The organism is Mesorhizobium sp. WSM3859, from assembly GCF_002295065.1.
GTDB lineage: Bacteria > Pseudomonadota > Alphaproteobacteria > Rhizobiales > Rhizobiaceae > Mesorhizobium.
Map to the genome: position 1 here is coordinate 11,896 of NZ_NSGG01000021.1, position 11,704 is coordinate 23,599.

General features: G+C 63.1%; 8 protein-coding genes. 2 read left to right on the forward strand and 6 right to left on the reverse strand.

The window, feature by feature from the left end:
* Positions 1-5 precede the first annotated feature (5 nt).
* The 6 genes from CK230_RS29735 to CK230_RS29765 all read right to left on the reverse strand — a co-directional run bounded on the left by CK230_RS29735 (position 6) and on the right by CK230_RS29765 (position 8,020).
* Positions 6-1,334 (reverse strand): hypothetical protein, encoded by a 1,329-nt coding sequence (locus tag CK230_RS29735; protein WP_095820353.1) that lies wholly within the window; start codon positions 1,332-1,334, stop codon positions 6-8.
* Positions 1,325-2,602 (reverse strand): glycosyltransferase family 4 protein, encoded by a 1,278-nt coding sequence (locus CK230_RS29740; protein ID WP_095820354.1) that lies wholly within the window; start codon positions 2,600-2,602, stop codon positions 1,325-1,327. The genes CK230_RS29735 and CK230_RS29740 overlap by 10 nt, the downstream gene beginning before the upstream one ends.
* Positions 2,603-2,616: 14 nt before the next feature.
* Positions 2,617-3,375, reverse strand: coding sequence for a DUF1616 domain-containing protein (locus CK230_RS29745; protein WP_095820355.1), 759 nt, complete (start codon positions 3,373-3,375; stop codon positions 2,617-2,619).
* Positions 3,362-5,329 (reverse strand): hypothetical protein, encoded by a 1,968-nt coding sequence (locus CK230_RS29750; protein WP_176480279.1) that lies wholly within the window; start codon positions 5,327-5,329, stop codon positions 3,362-3,364. The genes CK230_RS29745 and CK230_RS29750 overlap by 14 nt, the downstream gene beginning before the upstream one ends.
* 8 nt (positions 5,330-5,337) lie before the next feature.
* Positions 5,338-6,483 carry a glycosyltransferase family 4 protein gene (locus CK230_RS29755; protein ID WP_095820357.1) on the reverse strand — a complete coding sequence of 382 codons (1,146 nt, stop codon included), beginning with the start codon at positions 6,481-6,483 and terminating at the stop codon, positions 5,338-5,340.
* Positions 6,484-6,763: 280 nt separating this feature from the next.
* A complete protein-coding gene (locus CK230_RS29765; RefSeq protein WP_095820359.1) occupies positions 6,764-8,020 on the reverse strand; it encodes an NAD(P)-binding domain-containing protein in 1,257 nt (418 codons plus the stop codon).
* A 900-nt stretch (positions 8,021-8,920) separates the two neighbouring features.
* On the opposite strand from CK230_RS29765, the gene CK230_RS29770 reads away from it, so the two are divergent.
* Entirely contained in the window at positions 8,921-10,033 is a 1,113-nt protein-coding gene (locus CK230_RS29770) for a carboxylate--amine ligase (protein WP_141246142.1), read from the forward strand.
* Positions 10,034-10,077: 44 nt separating this feature from the next.
* Positions 10,078-11,670, forward strand: a complete 1,593-nt coding sequence (locus tag CK230_RS29775; RefSeq protein ID WP_095820361.1) for a hypothetical protein — start codon at positions 10,078-10,080, stop codon at positions 11,668-11,670.
* Positions 11,671-11,704 lie beyond the last annotated feature (34 nt).

The window sequence follows — 11,704 nt, forward strand, 5'->3', positions numbered from 1 at the left end:
CCAGTCTAGAGCGACGAGGCGGTCGGCTCTTCGTGCACAGGGCGCGCGGCCCAATCCAGCTTCATCGCCAAGGCCAAGCTCACGGCCGCACACACGCCCTCGATGCTGACGGCGAGCGTCCAGCCCACGACCAGGCCTTGAAGTCCATCAAGCCTCGCGCCGATGACCACGAAGCACAGCTCGAGCAGGCCGCCAAGCGCGAACCAGCGAGATGCCTTGCGCATGCTGTCACCCAGTCGCGCCAAGGTGCAGGCATGAAATTTGAGCGTTGATCCTAGCAAGCTAAAGCCTAGGAAGCGCAGGCTCGAACCGGCGATCTCCGGATAGGCCGGATTGAAGAGCGCAAGGATCTCCTGCGAATAGGTGAAGACGAAGGTGGCGCAGACCAGCGAGAAGAGCAATGACGTCGTGAGCGAGACAATGATGTTGTGCCTGAATTGTTTCGGGCTTGCTCTGATCACTGGGAACAGGACCGTGGTCATGGTTGCGGGGATCAATGAAGCCAGGGAGACCAGCATCCACAACGACACGAAGGCGGCATTGATGGACGGAGACAGCAGAACCAGCACAAGGTAGGGCATGATGACGCTCGGGGCCTGTACAGTCACGTCGAGCGCGTAGTGGTCGAAGATCTTGCGTCGGAGCGCATGAAGCAGCTGGAAATCGGGGGGACCAACGAGGCGACGCGCACCGCCGCGGGTCAAGAGATCGACGCCGATCCAGGACGCCAGCAGGCCGGCCACCCAGGTCATGAGAATAGTGGCATTGGTGGCGTAGCCGGCGGCGGCCGCGCCGCCGATCAGCATCAGCTTGAACGTTGAGAACAGCACTTGCCGGATCATCCGGCCGGTGCTGCGCAGGCTCCCTACGAACGCCTGATCGCCCACGAAGCTGAGTACGGTCAAGGCGCAGCCGAGGACGAACGCAGCGCTCTCGAACCACCCGTCGATCGGTCTGGTCGAGCTGTTGCGGAAGGCCTCACCTAAGACAAACAACAAGGCCAAGCCGACCGCAAGCGCTACCCCGATGGACGCTGCTGCGGCCACGAGGCCACGCTCCCTGCCGGGATGCCGCACGATTTCGCCTATCAGCAGGGTCCCGAGCCCCGCCTCGCCCAGCAGACCGACGAACCCCATCACGGACAGAAGGGCGGCGGCGTTGCCGATCACCTCCGGCGCAAACAGCCGGGCGGCGAGCCACCAGTAGACGAACCCAAGACCGGCCATTGCTATCGTTCCGATCGCCAGAGCGCCAGAATTCGTGATGAGCGTAGCGCTGTCCTGAAGCGCCCGCCGCACGATGACGATCGCCGTCCCGGCGAGGTCTACCGGCATGATGGCTCTCCTGAATCTTGATGCGCCGGCACCGCGGATCTGCGGGCGGCTGGGCGCACGACATCCCGGTAGACCTGCTCGATCCGGCTAACGACCGCTCCGGCCTTGAGGCGCCCAATCCTGGCAAGGCTTGTCGCCTCGAGGCGGGCCAGCAAGACGCGGTCCTCCAGAAGTGTCTGCATCGCGTGCGCGAGGGCATTAGCGTCACCGGGCGGCACCAAAATCCCTGTTTCGCCATGATCGACGAGATCCGGCATGCCGCCGACGTCAGTTGCGACGATTGCCTTGCCTGACGCCATCGCTTCCATGATGACCGTCGCGCAGGCTTCGGGCCCGACCGATGGCAGCACGCCGAACAGTGAGCGCCGCCATGCATGCATGATGGCAGAATGCGGCCACGGATTAAGGACGCGGACATTCGGCGGAAACTCGGCTGGTGTATCGGCGACCTGGCGTCCGATCAGGACCAAGTGCGGCGCCCGCTCCAGGCCGGCATAGGCTTGCAGGAGAACGTCGATACCCTTAAGGCGCATCATGTCGCCCACGAACAGGATGAACTCATCTCCGGGTAGCTCCCGCAGACAGGGATCCTCCGGGCCAAGGACCCCGACGTCGTCGGGCACGAAGTTTGGAATGACGTCGTAGGCAGCGTGGCCTTGAGTGAGCCCCGCATGGTGCGCCACCGCGTGGCTCACGGCGATGAAGCGGTCCACCAGGCGCCGAGCGGCGAAGCTCGACCCCCAGTTGCCCAACGTGGTCACGGTCGCCTTCACGGCCCCGTAATGCCTTGTCGCGCAGGGCAGGCATTTCGCCGGCGTCGGACCACTGCAGAGACTGGCCCCCAAATGCATGAAGTTCTTTTTGGCGCAGACAAGGCCGTAGTCGTGGAGCGTCACCACCAGACGAGCCCCGCTCAGAACCTTGAGTGGCAGGAAGGACGCGTAGATCCAGTTGTGGGCATGGACGATGTCCGGCTCCTCCTGAGCGACCAGACGCCTCAGGGCCAGCACCAGCTCAGGATCCGGGAAGGGCGGTGCATGGCGGCGCTCGGGATCGGTGTGGAGGCTTGATAGACGCTGGAGCGTGCCACGCAGGCGGTGCACGCGGACCGCTCCGTCCAGCTCTGTTTCGGGTGCTCCTGGATGCATCAGGGTTCCGACGCTGACTTGATGGCCCCGCTGCGCCAAAGCGGCGCCGAGGTTGCGGACGTGACGCTCCTCTCCCCCGATCACCGGAGGATAAAACTGCGACAGCAGCAGGATGCGCATGGTCGAGCCTCGCTTCAGAAGGGCGGCACCAGTGTTGAAACGCTGCGATACAGTCGATTGTCTGCCGGCCGGTAGAGCCGGGCCTCGGCCCTCTGGCGAACCGCCAAGACGGGCACCGGGATTTGCCCCGTCCAAGTGTCGCCTGGCGCGATGGTGAGCGATCGGAAGACGGCGAGCGGTTGCCCGTCGACAATGATTTCCAGGTCGAAGCGCTCGGCTTGGGTCTCGGCGCTCCGGATGCCGACGATGAGCCGGCCCGATTCGCCATCGGCCGATGGCAATATCCAGAACTCGGTGTATCTGAATTCACGGTAGGTCGCTTCATCGCGGACCGCCAGCGCATAGGCCCCGGTTGCCACAAGGACCGCCAGCGCGATAATAGCTCCCTGCCAGAGCCGGACCTTCGCCAGAGCTGGCCAGGCTGGCAAATCGGGAGCGTCACGGCGGTGGGCGGCCACCAGCGCCGCGACGGTCGTCACTGCCCAGAACCACACCGCCCAGCCGGATGGCGTAAGGAAGCCTGCGGCGTTAAGAGCGAAACCTCCGCCGACGCCGGTAGCGAGGCTTGCTCCGACCGCGTAGGCGAGGTGTTCCAACGCGGAGGTAGTCCTTACGCTAAGAGCCCGCAGCATGGCGTGGCCAGGGACGAGGAATACCATGGGCGCGCCCAGCGCAGTGCGGAGGACCAGGTTGTCGGTGACAGCAACGACCACCACCGTCGCCCCCGCCCACAAGCAGCAGACCAGAAGGTCGCGGTTGCTAGGAATTCCCATGCAAACCCCTCATGTCGTAGATCATGATCCATCCGTTGTCGTAGATGCGGGTGACGCCCCGGATCTCATCGAACTTGAGCAACTCTGCGCCCGAGATCGGCGTTTCCGCCTGCGGTTGCCACGGCTCAAAATAGAAGCCGAGCACCGGGGGGGCTGTGGACAGACGCAGATCCACCAACACGAAATCGATGTCGCTCTTCGCCAGGGCGTAAAGCTCGTCGGACCCGAGTTCCTCGCCCTCAAATATGCGCGCGCTATAGATGCCTTCGGCGATCTTGATCCTGGCGTCCTGCCGCCCGTAGTAAGCGAGCAGCAGGCGATTGATGCGGTCGGCGGTGAAGCGGTTGCCGGCACCGAGCCACTCCTTGGTCCAGCGTGCGGTTTCGATCCCCATGGGTTCGATTGATTCCTGATCGGCCGCCACCCTGTAGCGCCCATGGATCGGGTTAAGGGAAGAAGTTGTGACGCCGCCTAGAACGATGACCGTCAGAGCACCGGCTGGTGCGATGCGGCGCCACCCGTGCCGCGCGCGGCCCTGCCAGAAGTGGACGATCCCCACCGCTACGACCAGCCCGACAGCGATGAACACGAACGTTCCCATGCGGTTGCCAATTTCCCATCCGGCGTTGGTCAGCCGGAAGGCCACCGAGACCGGGAATCCGAAGGCCAGAAAGGCAAGGAGTACGATCCGGCTGTCGCGCCAGTTCCGTCTGAGGATGTCCTGGATAGGACGCCAGTCTGCCCGCGCGCCACCCGGCGCTGCCATGGCCAGCGACCGAAAGAAACCCGTCGCCAGTCCCAGTGACAACAGCAGGATCGCGAGCAAGGTGGTCAGCCGCATGCCGACCGGCTGGGTCAGCGCTCCAAGGTGCTCCGACCGTGGGGTGGGCGCGCCCAGGATCTTTCCGATCAATGTCTTGAAGCCCGTTTCGACCGACGGGCCGAGATAACCTGTGAGAGTGTTGCCATGAGCCCGTACCCATAGGAGTGGCAGGGTTATGGCCAGGAGCGCCGTGAATCCCACCACGGTCCTCGCGTGAGTCCTCAGGGGTCCGTGCCGGCGCAGAGCCTCGAGTGCCGCCATCGCTCCGAAATAGATGGCGGCGAAGCCGGCCGAGAGATGATGCGTGACCGCGAGGCTCGCCAACAATAAGGCAATAAGCCCGAGCGCCTTCAGCCTGGGTCGCCCCACGAGATCCCTGGACGCCGCTTCAACCGTGAAAGCCAGCACACACAGCACGATGCCGAGGCTCTCGTACGAGAACATCGACTCGAAGATGACGAAGGTCGAGCAGCCCATATAGGTAAGACAGGCGATGGCCGAGATGCGTGGCGATCCGGAGATGGTTTCGAAGAACAGAAACAGGGCGCCGATGAATGTGCCTTTGAGGATGATTAACAAAAGCGTCCCCGCCACAAACAATGGCAATCCGGTCAAATTGACGATCGCCATCGCCAAGATTTCAAGGCCGGGATAAGTAGGCCCGATCGGCAGAAGGGGGTTGGACAGGAATAGCCGGCGGGCCGTGATCAGGTCATCGGCTGCGATCCCGTGCAAGAATTCGTCGAAAGCAATGAAGCCTGTCGGAGAATAGACCACTTTGCAGTAGAACAGGGCTTCGGCAAGCAGGAAAAGGAGGAAGAGGCGCTCACCCCGCGCCAGCGTCGGCTGAGCGACGCGAAGGGTGATCGGGACGACCAGGAGGATGATACCGCACCAGAAGAACAGCGGCGCCAATTCATAGTCCCGGCGCCCGGCCGCGTGCCCGGCCACCACCAGGAGCAGAGCCGTGGCGACGGTCAGACACAGAACCGCAATCCATCCGGAGTTCGCCTGTTGCGGCGCGGCATCGGCGCTGCCGCCGCTCAGGTCGGGACCAATAAGGGCCCAGCCGAATCGTATTGCGGCCTGGAGCGGGTTGATCTCAGTTCGCGCAATGAAATGAGCCGGCATCATCCGCCTCATGCCTCCGTGGCAGGAGGCAACGACATCACGGCGTCGGACGACAAATTGATCGTAGATCGGCTGCCAAGAACATTACGGTAAACATCGCTCAGTGCTTGCGCGCAGGCCTCCCAGTCCGGTAGCGCTAAGTCTGGGATATTCCGATGGGCTTCCAGTTCCTCGGCTATTGCAGCGGCCAGCTCTTCGGGCCCGGCGTTGCGCGGAATTGCCCGGCATAGGCCGTTGGCGGCCAGCTCCCGCAGCCCGGACGTGTCGCTGACAAGGACCGGGCGGCGCAGCGACAGGGCTTCCATTACGGCGACCGGATGGGCTTCGTAGTCGCTGAACAGCACGAACAGGGCAGCGCTCGCCACAAGGTCTGCCATTTTCTGCCGCTCCGATCCGGGGATGGCCGCGATAGTGACCCGCTTCTCGAGGCCGAGCGTCGCGACGAGGCGCCGCAACTCTCCCTCATACGGACCTTTGCCGACGATGTGCAGTCGCGCGTCTGGCGCCCGGCGGAGCAGTTCGGGCAAGGCCGCAATCGCACGGTGATGGCCCTTATAACGCTCCAGCCTGCCGACCGAGACAATCAGGTGCGGATCGAGGTTGATGCCGGGGCTTGCAGCCGGCATCGCCGCGCCGTTCGGAATTACGACAAATCGTTCCCGCGGCACGCCCATCCTGGCGCTGAAGAAATCGGCCTCGAAGTCGGAGACGCCAATCAGCCGAGCCGCGCGCGCCACCAGCGGTCGCAGCAGCGCGTGCTGGGTGCGGCGCACGGCGTTGCGCAGCCGGGAAGAGTGCCCTCCGCTGTGGAAAGTGAGAACGAATGGCAGATCGCCCCGGATGGCCGCGAGCAGCCCGATCGGCGCCACGAAGGTGTTATAACCTTGGAAGTGGATCAGATCCCAGACCCCTCGACGGATCGCAGGAAAGATGCCGGGTGCTACATAGAGGTCCAACTCCCTCGGCCAGGCCGGCACACGCTGCACGCGCATGCCACGGACTTCCTCCTCAACCGGTAATTCGCCTGAGGGATCGGTGGTCAGCACATCGACCGTGTGACCACCCGCCACCAGCCGAGGGCCGACTTCCTGGATGTGAGTCTCAATGCCACCCATGAAGGGATAGCAGCGAGCGGAAACCATCAGGATTCGCATCGAGCCTATCCAGCACCATAAGCTTTCGCATTCTGCCTGTGCCGTTCGCCCAGCCTCTCGCGCGGGATGGTCTTGAGAAAGCGCCAGCCGTCAGAGATAGGGCACAGATGCCTCACACCGCCGATGCGCGGCAGTAGCCAAGGCAGGTTCTCGGCCTCGTTGAGCCTCAGGACGACAAAGCTCACTCGCGGCAGAGACAGCGACCGCCGCAGCGCAAAGTCGATTGGTTCAGGCGCCGACACGACGCCGAGGCCCGCGACAACGCTGGAGACCGGGGCATTCACGGCAGCACCGCGCGGTCGAGCGATCGGGCCCGGGGCTCGGGTTGTAAGCGCTCCCGGACCGCCGACAGATATCGGGCCAGATGCCGGGCTGGGTGATAAGTCCCGTACACGAACCGACACACCGGACCGAAGCTGTTCGCGGCGGCTGGACCGATGAAATGCAGGCCCGGCACCGAGGTCTCGTAATGGGCCGACAGGTGTGGCGCGCCTTCGACCAACCGCATCTGGCGCAACAGGCTTGGATTCAGGAAAGCGAGCCGGCCCACGTCGATCTTGTATCCGGTTGCGAAAATAACGTGGTCGGCCCGCATCGATTGCCGCGCGCCACTGGTATCCATTACATCGAGTAGCACCTTGCCGTCGCGTGTCTCGACGCTCTGAAAGGTACTACCAAGCCAGACAGGTACTCTCCCGATAACGCGATCCTTCATGAAGGCGCCGCCAAGAGGCCCGAGCGCCCTGATGTTGGCGAGCCTGACCCGCAGATCTTTCGACAGAAGCCGGATCAATTGCGGATATTTGGCGCAGGTCGCCAACGTCCAGCCGTGGCCTATTCCGCTCATCGGGGCGGCAGTGTGCTCGAACAGAGTTCGGACGCGCGGCCGGTCGGCGAAATCCAGCTGCGGTCGGCGCACAACGAGCGAAACCGACACCCCGCGTTCGTAGAGCAGCGCCGCCAGATCTGACGCCGATGATCCGGATCCGACCACGATGATTTCCTTGCCGTCGAGCGGCTCTAGTGAGCCGTACTCTCCACTGTGTGAGCACACATCGACCGGCAGATGTGCGGCCTTTTGCGGCAGGCGCTTGAACGGATGCAAGCCGACCGCCACCACCACTCGGCGCGCATGGACTGTCTCGCCGTCATCGAAAGTGGCGCGAAAGCAGCCGGCGCTGGGCTCCAGGGCCATCAGGATCTTGGACTCCACCGAGGGCACGTAACGCTTCTGAAAGGCCTCGCCGTAGTCGATAAACCGGCTGAGCGGAAGCGGCATCAACTCGTCATGATAGGGCAGCGCACGCTCCGTGCAGAAGCTCTTCAATGTGAATTCAGATTCCGGATCAGACAGGCTCGTCGCCCAGGGATAGGATTTGAGCAACATCCCCGGAGGCATACTGTGCTTCCATGACCCCATGGGGTCCCCGAAAATACGGTGCTCCACACCGCGCGCGCGCAAATGCGCGGCCAGCGACAATCCGTAGGGGCCAGCTCCAATGACCGCCACATCCACTGATGGGAATGATCTCAACATGTGTGCGGACTCCGGGACTTATGAAATGAAGTTGAGACAAAGCAATATTGGGAGAACGAAACGTCGTTGCCCTCTCAGCTGGCAAGTATTGCTAGCGAGGCGCCGTAAGGAAAGCGCTATAGATGGCTAGCGAGTACGATAGATGGTTAGCTCTTTGTGATTATCTCTTCGGGTTGGTTCTTGCCCGAACCGTATGGCAGCCGTACGATCGCCTGCTTTGGCAGCGCCGCCGAATCCTTGCTTAAGAGCCAGGGAGGTCCGGCTGTGGCATTAAACGAGTGCGGGTTGCGGAACCGCCTTCGCACAGTCAGCGCACCGCCTGATCAATGAGGCACCGGGGCGCGTGGTTTGCTCCGAGAGAGCCTCGTCCGTTCGCGGCCGCACAGAGGCCGAAGCTCAATTCACGCCGCTTTGCGCCTCTGATGTACCACGATCTTCAGCGCGACATCCGCTGGCGGTTGCGTTTGGCTGGGTTGATCGCCATCCTGTTCTCGAGGTTCCAAGAGCAGGTACATGGCTCTCACAGGGAAATCGCTGCATCAGCCTCAAGCTGCCACCAACTCTTAGCAGTGCGAACACGAGCGCAAACAAGCACGCGCTGCGCAGTCCATATTTCACTCGTGCCAGTCCGCAACGATGTCTCACGTGACCGTTGCCGGAGTCAGGACGCAAGAGCCCCCTAAGGATTACCCCCTCTGATCTCGCACAGCCCGGCGTCAATCAGGCATAGTGGTGGTTGGCCCATTTCGGTCGCCAGAGTACGGAACCGTGGTGTCAGACATCGATCCCAGCCAAGTATCCCGCTCCTCGGATTGGCGAATTCCCGCGGTAGTAATAGGTGGGGAACTAAACGGGCTCGGGGTGTGCCGCAGCCTCGCCAAGGGCGGAATGCCCGTTTGGGTGGTCGACCGCAAGCGCTGGAACCCGGCGCTGTGGTCGCGCTACGCCCACCCGGTCCTGGCAGACGCCCTGCGTGGTCCCGGCTTCATCGGCTTCCTGCGCGATCTCCAGAGCCGGATCGGCGAGCAGCCGTTCCTGGTCATCACGGATGAGTTGGCACTCCTTACGATCTCGGAGCACCGCACAGAGTTGGAGGGGCTCTACCACTTCCGCCTCCCGGCTCACGATACCGTTCTGATGCTGCACGACAAAGCCAGGTTCCACGAAAGCGCCTGGGAGCATGGCTGGCCGGTGCCGAACGGCGTCGTCGTGCGGGCCCGGGCTGACATTCGCAAGATCACCTCGCTCAGCCTGCCGATGATTCTGAAACCCGCCGACAAGCGCCACTTCCACGAAGGGCATGCTCCACGCCTAATCACAGCGGAGAGCTACGCTGACGCCCTCTCGGCCGCCGGGAAACTATTAGCTCAGGCCGGTGAGGTTCTGGTGCAGGAGACCGTCGAGGGACCGGACCACAACATCTACTTTTGCCTGTTCTACCGGGGACGCAATGGCGAGACGCTCGGCGCGTACACCGGGCAAAAGCTCGCCAGCACGCCGCCAGGAACCGGGAGCACTGCGTTCTGCACGGCCGCAGTAAACGAGGAGTTGGAGCGCACCACGAAAGACTTCCTTGATCAGGTGAATTACTTCGGATTCGGTGGCGTTGAATACAAGCGGGACGTTAGGAGTGGTCGCTTTCTGATCATCGAGCCCACGGTCGGGCGCACAGACTGGCAGGAGGAGGTGGCGACGCTCGCTGGCGTCAATATCCCGCTGACAGCCTATCGGCACGAACTGCACCTGCAGCCGATGCCCGCAGGTCCGGTTGACGGTCGGGTGGTCTGGCAGGATTCATGGATCGAGCGGATACGCTTTGGCGCGAAGCCGATCCCACCTCTGTCCGTCGTGGTGGATGGCTACTGGCGCCGAGACGATCCGCTGCCGGCCCTGGTGCATTATCCTCACAATGTGGCGCACGCTGTGGCTTCTTATCTGCCGCGCTGGCTCGCGGGCCAGCCCCGGAGACTTGATAAGGCGGATTACCGGAAGTGGTCGTCGTCAAAGCTGTGAACCGGGGTCCTCTGTCCTCTTTGAAATAGTCGTGAAGGACAACAATGCGCATTTGCTTGTGTCTCGATCCATCACGGCTGCTGCGTTGGCATCTGTGGCTGGCAGAGGCGCTTGCTGAAGTGCCTGGCAACGATGTTTGCTGCACTTTCGCAGCGTGCTGCCGTCCGCTGCCGCTGATCTGCCGTCTGCTGCTCGACCTCGAACGGCTGGTTTATGGCTTTCGCGGGAACGGCGCCACCGACTCCGTCGAAGGGGCGCTGCGGTCCCTGCCGCCGCCCCCGTCCGACCAAGTAGACGTGGTGATCGATCTGAGCGGGGAGCAGCCGCTCCCCTTGGGACGGCGCGTGCTAACCCCGCTCTTCAACGGCGTATCGGGCGAGATCGGAGTCATGGCGGCCTTGGCGAACGATCAGGACTTTCTCGTCGACCTGCACGACACGGCACGCCCGTCGCAGCCATGGACGGCGCGTCCGGCCAGTGTAGACCGTGAAGTGTTCGCAGCGAGTCTCCATAGCGTCCTCTCCTGCGCTGTGGCGCTGATCCAAAAAGCCTTGCGCGAGGAAACCGGTTCAGCTGCGTCCGGTTTCCCCGGCCCACCCATGGCCTTGCCTTCGCTCGGCGCGCTTTCGGCCATTGCATGGGAGACTGGAGCAGTGGCATCGAAGGCAATCAAGTTCTTGGATATCTTGACCAGAGGCGGCAAGACGTGGGGGATTGGCTGGCGCTTCGACGAGGCGGCGAGCTTGCTCGACAAAGGCGGAGCAGCCTTCAGGGTGCTCACTGGGGATACGGGCAGCTACCTTGCCGACCCGTTCCCATTCCGGCACCAGGGGCAGGATTTCATCTTCGTCGAACAGTACCTTTACTCGAAGAACCGCGGATGCATTGCGGTCGTGCCAGCGGACCGGAGCGGGACCGCCGGCTCACCCCGGATCGTCCTGGAAGAGCCGCACCACCTGTCGTACCCCTTTGTATTCGAGCATGAGGGCCAGGTCTGGATGATCCCCGAATCGGGGGAGGCCAGGAATGTCAGCCTCTACAGGGCGGTCGAATTCCCGTACCGGTGGACGCGGGAGGCCTGCCTGTTCGATGGCGTCGAGGGCTACGACACCACGCCCCTGTACCATGACGGTGGCTTCTGGTTTTTCGTCAGCCCCAGGCTGTGGAAATCCACGTCCTGGGATGCCCTCAGCCTCTACCGCGCCGAGAGCTTGACCGGGTCTTGGACGCCCCATGCCGCAAACCCGGTCCTGATCGATGCCACGCTCAGCCGCCCCGCAGGCGCTGTCGTTCGACACCGCGGACAGACGCTACGTCCCGTCCAGGACTGCGCGCGCGGCTATGGCGGCGCGGTTACGTTCTGCCGGATCGATGCGGTCGGTTTGTCGGAATTTGCCCAGACCCCCGTCGGTCGCATTTGGTCTGGAGCGTTCGGGTGCCACACCTACAACCGGCGGTCCGCACTGGAGGTAATCGATCTGTTCGGTCATATCCGGGGGGTGCCAGAGGTCACGACCTCTTATGGGCGGATGGCTCCCAAAGCGTCGGATAGCCGGCAAGGCGAGGCAGACGAGAATGTGATGAAAAAGCACGCGGCGCAAGCCAGGAGTGCAAGAGCCAATCCCCCCCCGGGATGATCGTGCTGGCCGCCCGCCGAGGTGGAATCGACGA